This window comes from Paragemmobacter kunshanensis, from assembly GCF_011059185.1.
Classification (GTDB): Bacteria; Pseudomonadota; Alphaproteobacteria; order Rhodobacterales; family Rhodobacteraceae; genus Paragemmobacter; species Paragemmobacter kunshanensis.
The window spans coordinates 143338-162058 of the sequence record NZ_JAALFE010000006.1 but is presented as its reverse complement, the minus strand read 5'-3'; the positions used below and the strand labels follow the sequence as shown (position 1 = coordinate 162058).

Annotated in this window: 15 protein-coding genes; 9 read left to right on the top strand and 6 right to left on the bottom strand. The window is 68.0% G+C overall.

The genetic code is table 11. From position 1 onward, the window contains the following. Positions 1 to 1023: 1023 nt before the first annotated feature. The 3 genes from G5V65_RS08540 to ccmI are packed head-to-tail and all read right to left on the bottom strand — an operon-like array spanning position 1024 to position 2953. Positions 1024 to 1254 (bottom strand): DUF1289 domain-containing protein, encoded by a 231-nt coding sequence (locus G5V65_RS08540; protein WP_165048933.1) that lies wholly within the window; start codon positions 1252 to 1254, stop codon positions 1024 to 1026. Next, positions 1251 to 1733 carry a Holliday junction resolvase RuvX gene (gene ruvX, locus G5V65_RS08535; RefSeq protein ID WP_165048931.1) on the bottom strand — a complete coding sequence of 161 codons (483 nt, stop codon included), beginning with the start codon at positions 1731 to 1733 and terminating at the stop codon, positions 1251 to 1253. Before ruvX ends, G5V65_RS08540 begins: the two co-directional genes overlap by 4 nt. Then, a complete protein-coding gene (ccmI, locus tag G5V65_RS08530) occupies positions 1730 to 2953 on the bottom strand; it encodes a c-type cytochrome biogenesis protein CcmI (protein WP_241250497.1) in 1224 nt (407 codons plus the stop codon). The genes ruvX and ccmI overlap by 4 nt, the downstream gene beginning before the upstream one ends. A 237-nt stretch (positions 2954 to 3190) precedes the next feature. Here ccmI and G5V65_RS08525 point away from each other — a divergent pair, with 237 nt between their 5' ends. The 6 genes from G5V65_RS08525 to G5V65_RS08500 all read left to right on the top strand — a co-directional run bounded on the left by G5V65_RS08525 (position 3191) and on the right by G5V65_RS08500 (position 11228). Beyond that, the gene (locus G5V65_RS08525; protein WP_165048927.1) at positions 3191 to 4438 is read left to right on the top strand and encodes a sarcosine oxidase subunit beta family protein; all 1248 of its coding nucleotides are present in this window, start codon (positions 3191 to 3193) and stop codon (positions 4436 to 4438) included. 39 nt (positions 4439 to 4477) lie between these two features. Beyond that, positions 4478 to 4801 carry a sarcosine oxidase subunit delta gene (locus tag G5V65_RS08520; RefSeq protein WP_165048925.1) on the top strand — a complete coding sequence of 108 codons (324 nt, stop codon included), beginning with the start codon at positions 4478 to 4480 and terminating at the stop codon, positions 4799 to 4801. Further along, positions 4798 to 7809, top strand: a complete 3012-nt coding sequence (locus G5V65_RS08515; RefSeq protein ID WP_165048923.1) for a sarcosine oxidase subunit alpha family protein — start codon at positions 4798 to 4800, stop codon at positions 7807 to 7809. Before G5V65_RS08520 ends, G5V65_RS08515 begins: the two co-directional genes overlap by 4 nt. Further along, entirely contained in the window at positions 7802 to 8353 is a 552-nt protein-coding gene (locus G5V65_RS08510) for a sarcosine oxidase subunit gamma (RefSeq protein ID WP_165048921.1), read from the top strand. Before G5V65_RS08515 ends, G5V65_RS08510 begins: the two co-directional genes overlap by 8 nt. A gap of 1099 nt (positions 8354 to 9452) precedes the next feature. Further along, complete coding sequence (locus G5V65_RS08505) at positions 9453 to 10445, top strand: serine hydrolase domain-containing protein (RefSeq protein WP_165048919.1); 993 nt, start codon at positions 9453 to 9455, stop codon at positions 10443 to 10445. 180 nt (positions 10446 to 10625) lie between these two features. Beyond that, positions 10626 to 11228, top strand: a complete 603-nt coding sequence (locus G5V65_RS08500; protein ID WP_165048916.1) for a superoxide dismutase — start codon at positions 10626 to 10628, stop codon at positions 11226 to 11228. Positions 11229 to 11359: 131 nt separating this feature from the next. Here the strand turns inward: G5V65_RS08500 and G5V65_RS08495 are convergent, their stop codons facing one another. Next, positions 11360 to 12016, bottom strand: a complete 657-nt coding sequence (locus tag G5V65_RS08495) for a hypothetical protein (RefSeq protein ID WP_165048914.1) — start codon at positions 12014 to 12016, stop codon at positions 11360 to 11362. A 311-nt stretch (positions 12017 to 12327) separates the two neighbouring features. Here G5V65_RS08495 and rarD point away from each other — a divergent pair, with 311 nt between their 5' ends. Continuing rightward, positions 12328 to 13248, top strand: a complete 921-nt coding sequence (rarD, locus tag G5V65_RS08490) for an EamA family transporter RarD (RefSeq protein ID WP_165048912.1) — start codon at positions 12328 to 12330, stop codon at positions 13246 to 13248. Here rarD and G5V65_RS08485 read toward each other — a convergent pair. Continuing rightward, positions 13188 to 13742, bottom strand: a complete 555-nt coding sequence (locus G5V65_RS08485) for an LOG family protein (protein WP_165048909.1) — start codon at positions 13740 to 13742, stop codon at positions 13188 to 13190. The two genes, rarD and G5V65_RS08485, sit on opposite strands and share 61 nt — an antisense overlap. A gap of 117 nt (positions 13743 to 13859) precedes the next feature. On the opposite strand from G5V65_RS08485, the gene G5V65_RS22650 reads away from it, so the two are divergent. Next, the gene (locus G5V65_RS22650) at positions 13860 to 15416 is read left to right on the top strand and encodes a LysM peptidoglycan-binding domain-containing protein (protein WP_277602918.1); all 1557 of its coding nucleotides are present in this window, start codon (positions 13860 to 13862) and stop codon (positions 15414 to 15416) included. Between the two features lie 119 nt (positions 15417 to 15535). Continuing rightward, positions 15536 to 17368 (top strand): ABCB family ABC transporter ATP-binding protein/permease, encoded by a 1833-nt coding sequence (locus tag G5V65_RS08475; protein ID WP_165048907.1) that lies wholly within the window; start codon positions 15536 to 15538, stop codon positions 17366 to 17368. A 22-nt stretch (positions 17369 to 17390) separates the two neighbouring features. On the opposite strand, the gene G5V65_RS08470 is transcribed toward G5V65_RS08475, so the two are convergent. Beyond that, positions 17391 to 18683 (bottom strand): calcium-binding protein, encoded by a 1293-nt coding sequence (locus tag G5V65_RS08470; protein ID WP_206526726.1) that lies wholly within the window; start codon positions 18681 to 18683, stop codon positions 17391 to 17393. Positions 18684 to 18721 lie beyond the last annotated feature (38 nt).

Below are 18721 nucleotides of genomic sequence, written 5' to 3'. Positions count from 1 at the left end.
GGGCTTGCAGTGCCAACGGATCATTAAGGTTAACGCAGGGTTGAGGCGGGTGCTGCTGGCGCGGGCGGGGGGCCTTTGACCGGGCTGCGCGCTTTTGCGAAGGCGTTCGGGAGGGGCGGCGTTCGGCAGGGGCGGGGCTTGCCGCGCGGGTGTCGGAGTGGGCGCGGTTGGCGCGGTCAGGGGGATCCTTGACCGGGCTGCGCCTTGTCGCGGAGGCGTTCGGGTGGGACGGGTTGTGCGGGCGGGTGTTGGGGTGGGCGCGGCTGGCACGGGCGGGGGGGGCCTTGACCGGGCTGTGCCCTGTCGTGGAGGCGTTCGGGAGGGGCGGGGCTTGCTGGGCGGGTTTCGGAGTGGGTGCGGCTGGCGCGGGCAGGATGGCCTTGATCGGGCTGCGCGCTGTCGCGGAGGCGTTCGGGATGGGCGGGGTTTGCCGGGCGGGTGTTGGAGTGGGCGCGGGTGGCTCGGGCGGGGGGGGCCTTGATCGGGCTGCGCCCTGTCGCGGAGGCGTTCGGGAGGGGCGGGCTGTGCGGGCGGCTGTTGGGGTGGGCGCGGGTGGCTCGGGCGGGGGGAGCCTTCTTCGGGCTGCGCCCTGTCGTGGAGGCATTGGGGAAGGGCGGCTTGTGCGGGCGGGTGTTGGGGTGGGCGCGGGTGGCTCGGGCGGGGGTGCCTTGATCGGGCTGCGCCCTGTCGTGGAGGCATTGGGGAAGGGCGGGTTGTGCGGGTGGGTGTTGGAGTGGGCGCGGCTGGCGCGGGCGGGGGGAGCCTTCATCGGGCTGTGCCCCGTCGCGGAGGTGTTCGGGAGGGGCGGGCTGTGCGGGTGGGTTTTGGAGTGGGCGCGGGTGGCTCGGGCGGGGGGAGCCTTGACCGGGCTGTGCCCTGTCGCGGAGGCGTTCAGGAGGGGCGGGGCGTATCGGGCGGATGTCGGGTGCAGGGGGGCAGGCGAGGCGGTGTCGCCCCCGGCAGGAGCAACCCCGGGGCGGTTCGGGGCAGGCGGCGGTTGCGTAGGGCGGGCCGGGGGGAAGGTCAGTCCTGCAGGCGGCCCATGCGGCCGCCGCGGCGCTTGGCCAGGCGGGGGGCGCGGGCGGGGAGTTCGGCCATGATGGCGCTGCGCGCCTCATGCGGGAGGCGGGACCAGGCCGAGATTTCCTCGATCGTGCGGTAGCAGCCCACGCAGATGCGTTCGGCGGGGTGGATGGTGCAGAGCTTGATGCAGGGGGACTGCACCTCGTCGCGCTTCCAGACGTCGTCCTTCAAGGCCGCACCCCGTTTCCCATATGGCCCATCCGATCAAGGGCCCCTTGCAGGATATAGCCTGCGGCGACTGCGTCGATCACCTCTTTCCGACGCTTTCGCGACGTATCCGCCTCGAGCAGTGCCCTTTCTGCCGCAACGGTGGAGAGGCGTTCATCCCAGAAGGCGATGGGAAGGTCGGTCAGGCGGGTGAGGTTGCGGGCGAAGGCCTGTGTCGCCTGCACCCTTGGCCCCGTGCTGCCATCCATGTTCAGCGGCAGGCCGAGGATGATGCCCCGCACCTCGCGCGCGGACAGAAGGGCGAGGAGACGGTTGGCATCTTCGGTGAATTTCACCCGGCGCAGGGTCTCGTTCGGGGTGGCCACCATGCGGCGCAGGTCGGAAATGGCGATGCCGATGGTCTTGTCGCCGAAATCCAGCCCGCAGATCGCGCGGTTGGGCGGCAGGAGGGCGGCGAATTCTTCCAGCGAGGCGCAGATCACGGGGTCAGGCCCGCATCCAGCGCGGCTTCGCGCAGGAAGCTTTGCTGCGAGGGGGAGCCTTCGAATTTCGACAGCGCCTCGGCATAGATTTCCTGCGCCTCATCCTTGCGGTTCAGCACGGAGAGGGAGGAGATCAGGCGGGCCCATTCCTCGACCGTGCCGCCTTCGGTGGCCAGCCGTTCGCCGAGTTGGGCGACCATGCCTTCGATCATGGCGGTGCGATCCTCGGCCGTCATGTCTTCGGCGGCGGCCATGGCATCGGCATCGGGGCCGGGCAGGCCTGCGGCGGGGGGAAGGGTGAAGTCGATGCCCGCGCGCATGGCCACATCCTCGATCTGGGCGCGGATCGGTTCGATCCAGGGCGCATCGGGCGGGCCTTCGTCAAGCAGCGGGCGCCAGAGCGCGAAGGTGCGGTCGAAGCGGCCGACCTGGGCGGTCATCAGGCCATAATAGTAGCGGGCGGTCGCGTTGCGCTGTTCCAGGGTCAGCGCCCGGGCGAGATGGCTTTCGGCCTCGGGCGAGACGAGGCCGCCCGCGGCCATGATCATCAGTTCGGCAAGGGCCGCATGTTCATCGGCGGTGGCCTGATCGCCCTTGACGCGGATCAGGTTCTCCATCGCGGCGCGGGCCTCGGGCAGGTTGCCGAGGCGCGCCTCGTTCGCGGCCAGAAGCTCGAGGCCGCGGGCATCGTCGGGGCGTTCGGCCACGGCGGCGCGCAGCTTTTCCATCAGCCCGGCGAATTGGGCATCGGGCTGGATCGGGGCGGGGCGGGAGGCGGCGGCGGTGGCCTCCATCTCGGCCTGGGGGGGGCGGCTGGCGCGCAGGGCATCGGATTGGGCGAAGCGTTCGGCCAGTGGCAGATCGGGATAGCCGGGCGCGCCGAGGCGCGTGTAGACCCAGTAGCTGCTGCCCAGCACGAGGACGATCAGCCCGGCGGCGAGCATCAGCCCATCGCGCGAGGCGGCGCGGCTGGCGCGGCTGGCGGCGCGGTCGGCCTCGAGCAGGCGACGCGACACCTCGACCCGCTGGCGTTCGCCTTCATCGGCGGGCAGGGTGCCGCGGGCGATGTCGCGGTCGATTTCGGCCAGCTGGTCGCGATAGACCTTGAGATCGAATTCGGCGGCGGTGGCGATTTCGGAGCGGGCGCGCAGCAGGGCCAGAACGAAAAGCGCGGCCAGCGCGAGGCCCATGCCGCCGGCGGCTGCCCAGAAACCGATCATCTGCATCCTGTCCGTCCGTTCTGCCCAAGGGTCGCGACAGGATTTAACCTTTCGGCCGGGCTGGCGGAAGGCGCAAACGCGAAAGTGACGGCGGCGACCTTGTCGCAGGGCGGGATGTCGCATTTTTCCCGATTGTGGCGCTGGCAGGTGGGGAATTTCCGGCGGGAGGCCGCAGAAGGGCGGGAGGTCGGAACAGATGCGCCGGGGCGGGATGCCCTGCGCGACGGGGGTCATGCCATGAAACGCTATTCGGTCTTTGCCATCGCCCGCGAAGCGCTGCGCCATCATGCGGGATGGGAGCGGGCCTGGGCCTCGCCGCAGCCGAAGGCCTCGTATGATGCGATCATCGTGGGGGCCGGGGGGCATGGCCTGGCGACGGCCTATTACCTGGGCAAGAATTACGGGATCACCAATGTCGCGATCCTGGAGAAGGGCTGGCTGGGCGGCGGGAACACGGGCCGGAACACGACGATCATCCGGTCGAACTATCTGCAGGATTCGTCGGCTGCGATCTATGAGAAGGCGCGGTCTCTGTACGAGACGCTGAGCCAGGACCTGAACTACAACGTGATGTTTTCCCCGCGCGGCGTGATGATGCTGGCGCAGACCCATCACGAGGTGCGCGGCTATCTGCGCACGGCGCATGCCAACAAGCTGCAGGGGGTGGAGACGGAATTCATCACGCCCCAGCGGGTGAAAGAGTTGTGCCCGATCCTGAACATCGACGGGCCGCGCTATCCGGTGCTGGGTGCCTTGTGGCAGGCGCGCGGCGGCACGGGGCGGCATGATGCGGTGGCCTGGGGCTATGCGCGGGCCTGTTCGGCGATGGGGATGGACATCATCCAGCAATGCGAGGTGACGGGCGTCCGGTCCGAGGGTGGCAAGGTCGTCGGGGTGGACACGACCAAGGGTTATATCGGCACGAAGAAGCTGGGCATCGTGGTGGCGGGCCATTCGGGGCAACTGGCCGAGATGGCGGGGTTCCGGCTGCCCATTGAGGCGGTGGCGCTGCAGGCGCTGGTGTCGGAACCCATCAAGCCCTGCATGGATATCGTGGTGATGGCCAACACCGTGCATGGCTACATGAGCCAGTCCGACAAGGGCGAGATGGTGATCGGCGGCGGGACGGACGGGTTCAACAACTACACCCAGCGCGGCAGCTTCCATCACATCGAGGAAACGCTGCGGGCGCTGATCGAGACCTTCCCGATCATCAGCCGCCTCAAGATGCTGCGGCAATGGGGCGGGATCGTGGACATGACGGGGGACCGGTCGCCGATCATCTCGAAAACGCCCTTGGGCAATTGCTTCATCAACTGCGGCTGGGGCACGGGCGGGTTCAAGGCGATCCCCGGTTCGGGCTGGGCGATGGCGGAACTGATGGCCAAGGGCGAGCCGGGGCCGCTGGCCGCGGAGTTCGACATGTGGCGCTTCAAGGAAGGGCGGTTCATCGACGAGTCGGTGGCGGCCGGGGTGGCGCATTGATGTCTGGGATCATGGAAACCTGTTTCGGGGGGCGCGCGCATGCTGCTCATTGAATGTCCTTGCTGCGGCGTGAAGGCCGAGGAGACGGAGCTTAGCCCGGGTTATGAGGCGCATCTGAAGCGGTTCGGGCCGGGCTCCACGGACGAGGAGTTCGAGGCCTATATGTTCGCCCGCAAGAACCCCAAGGGCGTGCATTTCGAACGCTGGCGGCATGCCTATGGCTGCGGGAAGTGGTTCCTCGCCGCGCGCTGCACGGCCACGCTGGAGGTGTTCGGCACCTATCCGGCGCAGGTGGGAGAGCCGCCTGCCGACATCATCGAGAAGATCAAGGCCCGCAGGCCGGACTGGAAGGGTTACAAATGAGCACCCGTCTTTCGAAAGGGGGCCGTCTGATCGACCGGTCGGCGGCGCTGGAATTTTCCTTCAACGGCAAGCGGTTGAAGGGCTATCGGGGCGATACGCTGGCGGCGGCGCTGCTGGCCAATGACCAGATGCTGGTGGGCCGGTCCTTCAAGTATCACCGCCCGAGGGGCATCGTGGCGGCGGGGCCGGAAGAGCCGAATGCGCTGGTCAACCTCGGGTCTGGGGGGCGGCTGGAGCCGAACCAGCGGACAACGGTGACCGAGCTTTTCGACGGGCTGGAAGCGGCCAGCCAGAACCATTGGCCCAGCCTGGAATTCGATGTGGGGGTGGTGAACAACTATGTCAGCCGCTTCCTGCCGGCGGGGTTCTATTACAAGACCTTCATCCATCCGCGCCCCTTCTGGAAACATGTCTTCGAGCCGATCATCCGGCAATCGGCGGGGCTGGGTTCGGCGCCGAAGGATCGCGATGCGGATCGCTATGAGCAGGCCTATGCCTTTTGCGACCTGCTGGTCGTGGGGGGCGGGATCGCGGGTCTGCAGGCGGCGCTGGTCGCGGGCCGTGCGGGTGCGCGGGTTCTGCTGCTGGAGCAGGCCGCCCATTGGGGCGGGCGCGCGCCGGTGGATGGCGATGTGATCGACGGCAAGCCTGCCGGGGACTGGGTCGATGCGGCCGTGGCGGCGCTGGAGGGGATGGAGAATGTCACCCTGCGGGCGCGCTGCATGGCGGCGGGGGTCTATGATCACGGCTATGTGCTGGCCGATGAGAAGGTGGCGGATCACACGCCCGGCGACGGACGGCCCAAGCATCGGCTGTGGCGCATCCGGGCGGGCAAGATCCTGACGGCGACGGGGGCGATCGAGCGGCCTCTGAGCTTTGCCGGGAACGACATTCCGGGCGTGATGCTGGCGGCATCGGTGCGCGACTATGTGGTGAACTGGGCGGTGTCGCCGGGGGATCGCACGGTTGTCGTGACGAACAATGATGACGGCTATCGCACGGCGATCGCGCTGCGCGAGGCGGGGCTGGCGGTGCCGGCCATCGTGGATGCGCGGGCCAATCCGGCGGGCGATCTGGTGGCGAAGGCGCGGAGCCTTGGCCTGCGGATCGAGGCGGGGCGCGGGATTGCCAAGGTGAAGGGCGGCAAGCGCGTCACCTCGGTCGCCATCTGCTTGCAGGCGGGCGAGGGCGCGGTGATCGACGAGATCGCCTGCGATGCGGTGGCCATGTCGGGCGGCTGGTCGCCGGTGGTTCACCTGTGGAGCCATTGCGGCGGCAAGCTGACCTGGGATACGGCGAATGCCTGCTTCCGGCCCGATCCGGCGCGGCCGCCGCTGAACCATGATGGCGGGGCGATGGTCCATGTGGCCGGGGCGGCCAATGGCGCGATGAAGGCGGCGGAGGCGCTGCTGGATGCGACGGCTGCGGCCGAGGCGGCGGTCACGGCGCTGGGGATGAAGCCGAAGAAGGCCAAGGCCCCGGTGGCAGAGGCCGTGGCGGAAGGGCCGATGGAAGCGGTCTGGATCATGCCGCAGGGCGCATCGGCCGAGTTGAAGGCCAAGATGTGGCTGGACTATCAGAACGACGTGAAGGTCAGCGACGTGCAGCTGGCCGCGCGCGAGGGCTATGAATCGGTCGAACATACCAAGCGCTATACCACGCTGGGGATGGCCACGGATCAGGGGAAACTGTCCAATATCAACGGACTGGCGGTCCTCGCTCAGGCGTTGAATGAAGATATCCCGCAGGTCGGCACCACCACCTTCCGCCCGCCCTATACGCCCGTGACGCTGGGCGCGCTGGCGGGCGAGGCGCGGGGCGAGATCTTCCAGCCGCTGCGCCGGACGCCCATGCATGAATGGCATGAGAGGAACGGGGCCTATTTCGAACCCGTGGGCCTGTGGCGGCGGCCCTATTGCTTCCCCCGGGCGGGCGAGACGCATGAACAGGCGGTGCATCGCGAGGTGACGAATACGCGCGAGCGGTTGGGGCTGCTGGATGCCTCGACCCTGGGCAAGATCATCGTGAAGGGGCCGGATGCGGGGAAATTCCTCGACATGCTGTATACCGGCGTGATGTCGACCCTGCCGGTGGGCAAGTGCCGCTATGGGCTGATGTGCAACGAGCAGGGTTTCCTGTCGGATGACGGCGTTGTGGCGCGCATCGACGAGGAGACCTGGCTGTGCCACACCACATCGGGCGGGGCGGATCGCATCCATGGCTGGATGGAGGATTGGCTGCAATGCGAATGGTGGGATTGGCAGGTCTATACCGCCAATGTGACCGAGCAATATGCCCAGGTCGCCGTCGTGGGCCCGAATGCGCGCAAGCTGCTGGAGAAGATGGGCGGGATGGATGTCTCGAAAGAGGCGCTGCCCTTCATGCAATGGGCGGACGGGCGGCTGGGCGGGTTCCCGGTTCGGGTCTATCGCATCTCCTTCTCGGGCGAATTGTCCTATGAGATCGCGGTTCCGGCGAGCCATGGCGCGGCCTTCTGGGCGGCGCTGCATGCGGCGGGGGCGGAACTGGGCGCGATGCCCTATGGCACCGAGGCGCTGCATGTGATGCGGGCCGAGAAGGGCTTCATCATGATCGGGGACGAGACGGACGGGACGGTGATCCCGCAGGATCTGGGCCTTGACTGGGCGATTTCGAAGAAGAAGGAAGACTTCCTCGGCAAGCGCGGGCAGCAGCGGACCTTCCTTGCCAGCGCGGATCGCTGGAAGCTGGTGGGGTTCGAGACGCTGGACGGATCGGTGATCCCGGATGGCAGCTATATCGTGGCGCCGGGCGTGAATGCGAACGGGCAGGGGAAGACGCAGGGGCGCGTCACCTCGACCTACTATTCGCCCACGCTGAAGCGCGGCATCGCGATGGGTCTTCTGCATCGCGGACCCGAGCGGATGGGCGAGGTGGTGGAGTTCAACACCGTCAAGGGTGGCACGGTGAAGGCGCGGGTGGTGAACCAGGTCTTCTTTGACAAGGACGGGGAGAAGCAGAATGTCTGAACCCATGAGCGCGCTTGGGGGCGCGAAGTCCGAGGGCTTTGCCTCTGTCCGCGAGATCGGCCCGCTGGGGATGATCTCGCTTCGGGCCAAGGCCGATGTGAAGGCGCTGCCCAAGGCGATCAAGGCGGCGGTGGGGACGGGCGTGCCCGGCTTGCGCCGGATCGAGATCGAGGGCGAGCGGGCCTGCGGCTGGATGAGCCCGGACGAATATCTGCTGGTCATGCCCTATGGGGCGGTGGCGGGCGCGCTGGAGGCCATCGCCAAGGCGATGGGCGGGGCGCATCATCTGGCGGTGGATGTGTCGGATGCGCGGGCGGTGTTCCGGGTGGGGGGGGCGAAGGCCGATCAGGTGTTGGCCAAGCTTGCGCCTGTCGATTTCGCCACGCTGGGAACGGGCGAGTTGCGCCGGACGCGCGCCGCGCAGGTTGCGGCGGCGCTGTGGAAGGAGGGGGACGGGTTCACCGTCGTCTGTTTCCGGTCGGTGGCGCGCTATGTGTTCGACCTGCTGGCGACGGGGGCCACGCCGGGATCGGAACTGTCCTGACGCGCGCCGGGGGACAGCCGTCCCCCGGACCCCCTGCTGCGCGCCATTTGCGGGCGTGGTGCGGGGTGGTGGGTGGAACAGGGGTATTTGGGCCAGGATGAAGGGGCGGGGTTTCCGGCCCCTTTCTTCGTGGCGGATGACTGGATCGTGACCCTGTGTGAGCGGTTCCATGGGGCGGCGGCATTTCCGGATTTCGGAACTTTTGCCATGGTGGCGGCGGGGTCGTGCGTCGAGGGTTTCATGCTAACGCGCGCCGGGGGACAGCCGTCCCCCGGACCCCCTGCGCGTCGCTTGTGGCGTGGTGCGGGGTGGCGGGTGGAAGAGGGGTATTTGGGCCAAGATGAAGGGGCGGGGTTTCCTGCCCCGTTCTTCGTAGCGGATGACTGGATCTTGACCCTGTGTGAGCGGTTCCATGGGGCGGCGGCATTTCCGGATTTCGGAACTTTTGCCATGATTACGGCGGGGTCGTGGGACGGGGGTTTTCATCTTGCCGCGCCGTGGGTTCGGGATGCTGTCCGGGGCGGGGGTGGTGGCGCTGGCGGCGCTGTCCTGACGCGCCCGGGGGACAGCCGTCCCCCGGACCCCCTGCTGCGCACCACTTTTGGGCGTGGTGCGGGGTGGTGGGTGGAAGAGGGGTATTTGGGCCAAGATGAAGCGGCGGGGTTTCCGGCCCCTTTCTTCGTGGCGGATGACTGGATCGTGACCCTGTGTGAGCCGCCCCGGACGGGCGGCATTTCTTGCCATCGGAAGGTTTGCCATGGTGGCGGCGGGGTTTTGTAACGGGGGTTTTCATGTTGCCGCGCCGTGGGTTCGGGATGCTGTCCGGGGCGCGGGGGCGGGTTCGGCGCTGTCCTGACGCGCGCCCGGGGGACAGCCGTCCCCCGGACCCCCGTCTGCGCGCCATTTGCGGGCGTGGTGCGGGGTGGTGGGTGGAAGAGGGGTATTGGGGCCAGGATGAAGGGGCGGGGTTCCCGGCGCCTTTTTTCGTGGCGGATGACTGGATCGTGACCCTGTGTGAGCGGCTCAGGAGGGGCGGCGGCATTCCTTGCTTGCGGAAGGTTTGCCATGGTGGCGGCGGGGTCGTGAAACGGGGGTTTTCATGCTGACGCGCCGTGGGTTCGGGAGGCTGTCCGGGGCGGGGGTGGTGGCGCTGGCGGCGCCTGCCCTGGTGCGGGCCGAGGAGGCGGTGGCCGCGGCGCGGGAGGCGGCGCTGGGGCTGGCGCAGTTGCATGCGATCCTTGTCGCGCGGGGCGAGGAGCGGGTGATCGCAGAAGCGCCGCGCGGGGCGGGGCTGGGGCGGGTGGCGAATATCAAGTCCTGTTCCAAGAGCGTGCTGGCCCTGCTGCTGGGATCGGCGGTGGAGCGGGGGGAGGTGGCGTCGCTGTCGGCGCGGCTGGGGGAGGTTGCGCCTGACCTGCTGCCCGAGGATGCCACGGAAGGCGCTGCGGATCTGACGCTGGAGCATCTGGTGACGCTGCGGGCGGGGCTCAAGGGAACATCGGGCGCGCAGTATGGCGCCTGGGTCGGATCGCGGGACTGGGTGGGCCATGTGCTGCGCCAGCCGCGCATCGCGCCGAATGGCGGGCGGATGATCTATTCCACCGGGACGACGCATGTTCTGGGCGCGGCGCTGGCGGTGGCCACGGGGCGGAGCCTGCTGGACCTGGCGCGGGAGCGGCTGGGCGGGCCCCTGGGGATCGAGGTGCCGGGATGGACGCGCGATCCGCAGGGCTTCTATTTCGGGGGCAACGAGATGGCGCTGACGCCCGAGGCGATGCTGCGGCTGGCGGTCCTGCTGCGCGATGGCGGGCGCCATGGCGGGGCGCAGGTGATCGGGGCGGAGTGGATCGCGGCCTCACGGGTGGTGCGGACGCGGTCGCCCTTTTCGGGGCTGGGCTATGGCTATGGCTGGTTCCTGTCGGAGAGCGGCTGGATGCTGGCACGGGGCTATGGCGGGCAGGTGATCGCCGCCCATGCGGCGCGGGGGCTGGCGGTGGCGATCACGTCGGATGCGGGGCGACCGGCGCGGTCGGAGGGGTATTTCGGGGATCTGATGCGCCTGCTGGACGGGCCGGTGCTGGCGCTGGCGTAAGGGGGGGCGTGACGGCAGGCGTGACGGGGGGCGTGAGGGGCGGGGCGGAACCGGGGCGGGCTTTGTGCGTTGGGACAGGGCGGCGGTGCGGCGGTTCTGCCGCTTTGGCCCTTGACCTTCGGGCCGTGAGGCATCTTATCTGCCCCATCTTCGTGAACCGCGAACAGAGAGGAACATCCCATGGCCTTCACGCTTCCCGATCTTCCCTATGCCCATGATGCGCTGGCATCGCTTGGCATGTCGAAGGAGACGCTGGAATATCACCACGACCTGCACCACAAGGCCTATGTGGACAACGGCAACAAGCTGATTGCCGGGACCGAATGGGAAGGCAAGTCGCTGGACGACATCGTGCGCGGCACCTATCAGGCGGGCGCCGTGGCGCAGAACGGCATCTTCAACAATGCCAGCCAGCACTGGAACCACAACCTGTTCTGGGAAGTGATGGGCCCGGGCGAGGACAAGAAGATGCCCGGCACCCTTGAGAAGGCGCTGGTCGAGGCCTTTGGCTCGGTGGCCAAGTTCAAGGAAGATTTCGCCGCCGCGGGCGCGGGCCAGTTCGGCTCTGGCTGGGCCTGGCTGGTGAAGGACAAGGACGGGTCGCTGAAGGTGACGAAGACCGAGAACGGGGTGAATCCGCTTTGCTTTGGGCAGACCGCGCTGCTGGGCTGTGATGTGTGGGAGCATTCCTATTACATCGACTTCCGCAACAAGCGCCCGGCCTACCTGACCAACTTCCTGGAAAAGCTGGTGAACTGGGAAGCGGTGGCGGCGAAGCTCTGACCCTCGTCTGATGGTTTGGGGAAGGCCCGTCGCGTTTGCGGCGGGCCTTTCCGTTTTGCAGGCGGAGCGGGCGTGCCGCCCGCACGCCCTTTAAACTTGTATCGCGCCAAGGGGCGGACAGAAACCAAGCTTCAGAGCCGACATCTTGTCATGAATTCCTGAAGCTCTTCGTCCGGATGTATGCCGTGGCCAACCTTCTGATTTCGTCGCCGGCAGACATCATTGAAGGCATCAGCAAGCTTAATCGACTTCTGGATCGCGTAATTGCAGTACACCACCGGATATCCGGTTTTCTCTCCTTTGACGCGACCGTAAACGACAGCCACTTCTTGGCCGTTGGCAATCGGTAGATCGTACCTCCAGATTTCAATCTGTTCGTCAGCTTTGTCGGCCCGCTTTAGGAAGAACTCCGTCACGGGGAAGATCATGTTTCCGTCTCGTTTCTGATACTTTGACGCACCGTAAACGATGCCTCGGTAGTAGAAGAAATCGAGAAAACGTTCGGCCCTTCTTTGCTCCTGCTGTGCCTCCATCGCTTCCCGTCGCACGCGAGCGGCCTCGGCCTCGACCTCAGCTTTCTTCTTTGCCGCTTCTTTTGCTCTCTCCAGCGCATCTGGGAAACGAGGGTGCCGAACAAGCCTTATGGCGCTCCTGCCAATGTAGAATCCGAACAGAGATGACGGCAGTAAAAGTAAATCCGCGCTATCGGCGCAGCTGTATACTCTTTTCCATTCTTGAAGAAGGTTTCGCTCTTGATCCGACAGCGGATCATCCGGTCCAGCAGACATCATCACCACCTACGCTTAAGGCACGTTTGGAGAATTGCGACAGAACCGACCTCAGTCAACAGCTTGATGCCCGAACGGGCTATCGAGCGGAGCGGGCGCAGGCGCCCGCAAGCCCTTGAGACCTGTCCCGCGCGGGGCGCGCGGGACAGGGCGGGGGGGCATTCTGCCCCCGTCGCCATGCGGCGACTCCCCCTGAGGATGTTTTGGAACGGAAAATGGGCCGGGGCGGTTTTCGCGGCTTTGGGTCGGGGATCGGCTTGCGGCCATCGGTGCGCGGTGCGAGGAGGGGGCGAGGCGCGGGAGGGCGGGATTTGGGCGAGGCGGGCAGGGGCATTCTGGCGATCGTGGGGGCCTGCACGATCTGGGGGACGGCGACGCTTTACTACAAGGCGATGGCGCATGTGCCGCCGTTGGAGGTGCTGGCGCATCGGACGGTCTGGACCTTGGCCTTCTTTGGCGTGCTTCTGGCCGTGCAGGGGCGGTTTTCGGCGGCGGTGGCGCTGTTGCGCGGGGCGCAGCGGCGGCGGGTGTGGCTGGCTGCGGGGATCGTGGCCTGCAATTGGGGGCTGTTCATCTGGGCGATCCAGACGGGCCATGCGGTGCAGGCGTCGCTGGGCTATTACATCTTTCCGCTGGTGACGGTCTGTCTGGGGGTCGTCGTCCTGGGCGAGCGGCTGTCGCGGGGGCAGGGGGTGGCGGTGGGGCTGGCCTGCGGGGCGGTTCTGGTGCTGACCTGGGGGCTGGGGGTCGCGCCCTGGGTTGCGCTGGCGTTGGCCTTTTCCTTTGCGCCCTACATGCTGATCAAGAAGCAGCTGGATGCCCCCGCGGCGGTGAGCGTGACGGCGGAGGTGCTGCTGCTCTTGCCGCTGGCGGTGCTGTGGCTGGGGCTGGCGCAGGGCGGTGTGGTGGCGGGGGGCTGGTTCGGGGCGGATGCCTTCACGAGCTGGATGCTGCCCCTGTCGGGGCTGATCACGGGGGGGCCGCTGATCCTGTTTTCCTGGGGGGCGCAGCGGGTGCGGCTGTCGACGCTGGGGCTGGTGCAATACCTGAACCCGACCTTGCAGGCGCTGTCGGCGGTGCTGGTGTTCCGCGAGACCTTTACCGGCTGGCACGCGGCGGCCTTCGCGATGATCTGGGGGGCGCTTGCGCTTTATTCGCTGGAGGGCTGGCGTCAGGAGAGGGCGGCGCGCAGCCTGGCGAGCAGCGCGGGCAGGTCGGGCACGGTGATGTAGTAGTCCTGCATCGTCTCTTCGGCGAAGCCTTCGTCGATGATGTGGCGGATCAGCGCGGCGAGGGGCTGCCAGTAGCCATCGGTATCCAGAAGGAAGATCGGCTTGCGGTGCAGGCCGATCTGGCGCCAGGTCAGCACTTCGAAGAATTCGTCCAGGCTCCCCGCCCCGCCCGGAAGCACGACGATGGCGTCGGAGTTCATGAACATCACCTTCTTGCGTTCATGCATGTCTTCGGTGACGACAAGCTGCGCGAGGTCGCGCTTGCCGCGTTCGCGCGTCATCAGATGGGTGGGGATCACGCCCATGGTGGCGGCACCGGCGGATTGCGCGGCGCGCGCCACTTCGCCCATGAGGCCGACATCGCCCGCGCCATAGACCAGCCGCCAGCCCTCGGCGGCCAGGGCCGCGCCGAAGGCGCGGGCGGTGGCGGCATGGGCGGGGTTCAGGCCGGGACGTGAGCCACAGAAGACACAGACGGAACGCAGCGGGGGCATCGGGCAACTTTCGGGGTGTAGGAGGTTCTGGCCTTCCGTGTTATCGGGCTTGGTAAGGGAAGGGAAGAAGGGGCCGGAGACAGGCCCCGGGTTCCGCAGGGAAATGGGGACGTTCGGATGAAGCCTTGGGCAGAGATGTCGGCCGGTGGCCGCTTTGGCGTGATCGGATCGGTGGCGGCGGTTGTGGTGGCGCTGTTCTGGGGGGCCTGGCAGATGCGCCCGGTGCCGCCGGAAGGGATGCAGGCGACCGGCACGTCGGAGGCAGAGGGGCAGGCTGAGGAAACCGCGGCGGGCGCTGGTGCTGAGGCTGAGGCTGGGGCTGAGGCAGAGCCGGAAGCGGCGGCGGAAGCGGCGACAGGCGCTGAGGCTGGGGCTGAGGCGGGGGCTGCACCTGCGGCAGAGAGCGGAGCCGAGGCCGTGACCGAAGCGGCAGAGCCGGAGGCGGCACCCGCGCCCGGATCGGAGGACGCGGCTGCGGGCGAGGCTGTCGGCGGAACGGTGGCCGAAGCGGTGCCGGGCGCAGAGGCCGAGGCTGCGGAGGAGGCCGCCTCTGCGGCAGCGGCGGAAGCCGCGCCAGAGGCGGCAGCGGGGACGGCAGAGGCGACGGACGGGGCTTCCGGCGGCGATGGGGCAGAGGCCGAAGCCGCGCCGGAGGTGGCAGAGGCCGCCCCGGCGGAGGCGGCCCCGGCCGAGGCCGCGCCGGAGCCGCCGCTTTTCGATCTGGTGCGGGTGGAGCGGGACGGATCGGCCCTTGTGGCCGGATCGGCGCAGCCCGGATCGCAGCTGTCTCTGCGGGTGACGGGGGCGGAGATCGCCCTTGTCCCGGCGGATGGGCAGGGAAATTTCGTCGCGCTCTTCAACCTGGCCCCCAGCGCCGCGCCGCGCGTGCTGTCGCTGGTGATGCAACTGGCGGACGGGACGGAGGTGCCGGCGGCGGGCACGGTGGTGATTGCGCCGACAGTGGCCCCAGTCGCCGCGCCAGTGGCGGTGGCGGCGGGCGCGGCTGCGCCGGAGGCGGCGGAGGAGCAGCCCGAAGCGGTGGACGAGGCCGCCGCGCCAGCGGCGCTCTTGCTGACGGATGAGGGTGCGAAGGTGCTGCAATCGGCAGGGGACATGCCCGCGGAGATGGTGGCGAATGTGACCATCGACACGATCACCTATACGCCCGAAGGGGCGGTGCAACTGGCCGGGCGCGGCACGGCCGAGCGGATGGTGCGGATCTATCTGGACAATGCCCCGATCGCGGAAGCCGCGATTTCCGGGGCGGGGGATTGGGCGGTGACGCTGCCCGAGATCGCGCCGGGGATCCATGTCCTGCGCGCCGATCAGCTGGATGCGGCGGGTGCGGTGACGAGCCGCTTCGAGACGCCCTTCAAGCGCGAGACGGCGGAGGCGCTGGCGGCGGCCTCGGGTGCGGAGCCTGCGGCAGAGGCGGCGGCAGACGGGACGGAAGCGCAAACCGGAGAGGTGGCCGCTGCCGGGGATGCCGCCGGGGCGGCGCAATCGGGGCCGGTGACGGTGACGGTGCAGCCGGGCTTCACGCTGTGGCGGATCGCGACGGAGAACCTGGGCGAGGGCGTGCGCTATGTGCAGGTCTTCGAGGCGAACAGGGACCAGATCCGCGACCCGGATCTGATCTATCCGGGCCAGGTCTTCACCATTCCGCAGGAGTGAGGCGGGGCCGGGCGGCGTTCGGGGCCTGGGCTTGCATCCCTGCACAGGGGGCTGTTCGGGCCGCCCTCTGGTGCTTTTTCGGGAAGCGGCATAGGTAGGGGCCGAGAGGATCCCGACCCATGCGACAGAGCCCCGTTTCGACTGTGACCGAAAAGCCTGCCTCCGGCTGGCAGACCATCCGGCGCGTGCTGCCCTATCTCTGGCCCGAGGGCGAGGGATGGGTGAAGCGGCGCGTCGTGGGCGCGCTGGTGATGCTGGTTCTGGCCAAGATCGTATCGGTCTCGACCCCGTTCCTTTACAAGCAGGCGGTAGACCGGCTGGCCGGGGACATGCCGGATGCGGCCACGATCATGGGGCTGACGGCGGTGGGGCTGACGGTGGCCTATGGGCTGGCGCGGCTGGGGACGGTGGCGTTTCAGGAATTGCGCGACGCGATCTTCGTGCGGGTGGGGCAGCGCGCGCTGCGGCGGCTGGCGCTGCAGACCTTCCAGCATATCCATGCGCTGAGCTTGCGCTATCACATCACGCGCAAGACCGGGGGATTGAGCCGGATCATCGAACGCGGGGTGAAGGGCGTCGATTTCCTGCTGCGCTTCATGCTGTTTTCCATCGGGCCGCTGATCCTGGAACTGGCGATGGTGGCGGTGATCTTCGCCACGGTCTTCGGGATTTCCTACATGCTGGTCGTGGTGGGGGTGATCTCGCTCTATGTCTGGTTCACCTTCGCGGTGACCGAGTGGCGGGTGAAGATCCGGCGCGAGATGAACGAGCAGGACACCGATGCCAACCAGAAGGCCATCGACAGCCTGCTGAATTTCGAAACGGTGAAGTATTTCAACGCCGAGGCGCGCGAGGCGGCGCGCTATGACCGGGCGATGCAGCGCTATGAGGTGGCGGCGGTGAAGACCGGGCAGAGCCTGTCCTTCCTGAACGGGGGGCAGGCGCTGTTGATCACCACGGGGCTGGTGGCGGTGATGGTGATGGCGGCGCTGGGGGTGCAGCGGGGCGAATTGACGGTGGGCGATTTCGTGATGGTGAACGCCTACATGATCCAGATCACCATGCCGCTGAACTTTCTCGGCACGGTCTACCGCGAGATCCGGCAGGCGCTGGTGGATATGGGCGAGATGTTCGGGCTGCTGGGCCAGCCGGCCGAGGTGGTGGACAAGCCCGGCGCGCTGCCGCTGGCGGTGGCGGGCGGCACGGTGGAATTCGACCGGGTGGAATTCGGCTATGATGCCGCGCGGCCCATCCTGAAGGGGATCAGCCTGACGGTGCCCGCCGGGCAGAAGGTGGCGCTGGTGGGGCCTTCGGGATCGGGCAAGTCGACGATCGGGCGGCTGATGTTCCGCTTCTATGACGTGAACGGGGGCGCGATCCGCATCGACGGGCAGGACCTGCGCGATGTCACGCAGGGGTCGATCCATGCGCAGATCGGGGTGGTGCCGCAGGATACGGTGCTGTTCAACGACACGCTGCGCTACAACATCGCCTATGGACGGGCCGATGCGACCGAGGACGAGATCGTGGCGGCGGCGAAGGCCGCGAAGATCCACGATTTCATCCTGTCGCTGCCGGAAGGTTTTGATACGACCGTGGGCGAGCGGGGGCTGAAGCTTTCGGGGGGCGAGAAGCAGCGCGTGGGGATTGCGCGGACGCTGCTGAAGAACCCGCCGATCCTGATCCTGGACGAGGCGACAAGCGCGCTGGACACCCAGACGGAGCGGGACATCCAGGACAGCCTGCACGAGATGGGCCGGGGGCGCACGGTGATCACCATCGCGCATCGCCTGTCGACCATCGCGGATGCGGATCAGATCGTGGTGCTGGAAGCGGGCGAGATCGCCGAGCGCGGCACGCATGAGGAATTGCTGGAACGCGGCGGGCGCTATGCCGCGATGTGGGCGCGGCAATCGGCCGAGGAAGAGGACGAGACGCTGGCGGCGGAGTGATCCGCCAGCGCCGGGCCCGGCATCAGGTGACGCGGGTGAGGGTGATCTGCGCCGCCGTCAGGGTGGTGGTGCCCTGCACATAGGCGGCCAGCGTGCCATCGACGAAGACGAGCGAGCGGTTGCCGGCCGGATCGGCCGTGACGGTCACCCGGGGCGTGGTGGTGCCGGACCATTCCACCACCAGACGGTCTTCCGCGCCGAAATCGGCAACTGTCGTCACGCCTTCCGGGTTGCCCGCGGTTTCGAGGATGAAGTCATCCGCGCCGGTGCCCCCTGTCAGCGTGTCATTGCCGGTGCCGCCGACGAGGGTGTCGTTCTCGTCCCCGCCCGAAAGGCTGTCATTGCCCGCGCCGCCGGCAAGCCAGTCGTCGCCGCCATCGCCGGTGATCGTGTCATTGCCTTCCCCGCCCGTCACGCGATCCGTTCCCGCGCCACCGCCGAGGGAATCATTGCCCGCGCCGCCATCGAGGATGTCGTCATCGGCCCCGCCATAGAGGCTGTCATTGCCCGCGCCGCCTGCGAGGCTGTCATCGCCTTCGAAGCCGCTGAGGAGATCCTGGCCCTCTTCGCCCTGCAGCGTGTCGGCCCCGGTGCCCCCGATCAGGCTGTCATTGCCCGCGCCGCCGAGAAGAAGATCATCGCCCGCATCGCCCGACAGGCTGTCATCTCCCAGACCGCCCGAAAGGCTGTCATTGCCCGCGCCGCCGAAGAGGCTGTCCTTGTCGGCGCCGCCATCGAGGCTGTCATTGCCGGAACCGCCGTAAAGCGCATCCTCGCCCGCATCGCCGAGGAGGGCGTCATTTCCGGCCCCGCCATGCAGGCTGTCGCCGCCGGTGCCGCCGGTGAGGCTGTCATCGCCGAGGCCGCCATGCAGGAAATCGGCGCCGCTGTCGCCCAGAAGCGTATCGGCGCCGGTGCCGCCGAAGGCGAAATCGTCGCCCGCGCCAAGGCCGAGGCTGTCATTGCCGCTGCCGCCCGTGGCCCAGTCATCATCGCCGCTGCCGGTGACGGTATCGTTGCCCGCGCCGCCGGAGAAGGCGATGTCGGTGGCCCCATCGGGGGCTGTCAGGGTGTCATCGCCGGTGCCGCCGGTGACGGTATCGGTATAGTCACCCGACGAGAAAAGCGCCGCCGCGTCGGGATCGCCCGTCTCGCTCTTGCTGCCTGCGGTTGTCGTGCCGGGAATGTAGCCGGCATCCGGATCGTCATCGGGGGTGTCGGTGGCCGTGCTGCCACCATCATCGCCGCCCGTCAGAAGATCATATCCCACCAATCCCGCAAGCAGGAGCGGCCACATCAGAAACTCGATACCCATTCCGGACCCCGGCTACTGGTTACATGTTACAGACTGCC

Excerpts from the sequence above, each read along its gene's own strand:
- ccmI (WP_241250497.1), bottom strand. The coding sequence starts at position 2,953 with ATGATCGGTTTCTGGGCAGCCGCCGGCGGCATGGGCCTCGCGCTGGCC.
- G5V65_RS08525 (WP_165048927.1), top strand. The coding sequence starts at position 3,191 with ATGAAACGCTATTCGGTCTTTGCCATCGCCCGCGAAGCGCTGCGCCAT.
- G5V65_RS08520 (WP_165048925.1), top strand. The coding sequence starts at position 4,478 with ATGCTGCTCATTGAATGTCCTTGCTGCGGCGTGAAGGCCGAGGAGACG.
- G5V65_RS08515 (WP_165048923.1), top strand. The coding sequence starts at position 4,798 with ATGAGCACCCGTCTTTCGAAAGGGGGCCGTCTGATCGACCGGTCGGCG.
- G5V65_RS08510 (WP_165048921.1), top strand. The coding sequence starts at position 7,802 with ATGTCTGAACCCATGAGCGCGCTTGGGGGCGCGAAGTCCGAGGGCTTT.
- G5V65_RS08505 (WP_165048919.1), top strand. The coding sequence starts at position 9,453 with ATGCTGACGCGCCGTGGGTTCGGGAGGCTGTCCGGGGCGGGGGTGGTG.
- G5V65_RS08500 (WP_165048916.1), top strand. The coding sequence starts at position 10,626 with ATGGCCTTCACGCTTCCCGATCTTCCCTATGCCCATGATGCGCTGGCA.
- G5V65_RS08495 (WP_165048914.1), bottom strand. The coding sequence starts at position 12,016 with ATGTCTGCTGGACCGGATGATCCGCTGTCGGATCAAGAGCGAAACCTT.
- G5V65_RS08485 (WP_165048909.1), bottom strand. The coding sequence starts at position 13,742 with ATGCCCCCGCTGCGTTCCGTCTGTGTCTTCTGTGGCTCACGTCCCGGC.
- G5V65_RS22650 (WP_277602918.1), top strand. The coding sequence starts at position 13,860 with ATGAAGCCTTGGGCAGAGATGTCGGCCGGTGGCCGCTTTGGCGTGATC.
- G5V65_RS08475 (WP_165048907.1), top strand. The coding sequence starts at position 15,536 with ATGCGACAGAGCCCCGTTTCGACTGTGACCGAAAAGCCTGCCTCCGGC.
- G5V65_RS08470 (WP_206526726.1), bottom strand. The coding sequence starts at position 18,683 with ATGGGTATCGAGTTTCTGATGTGGCCGCTCCTGCTTGCGGGATTGGTG.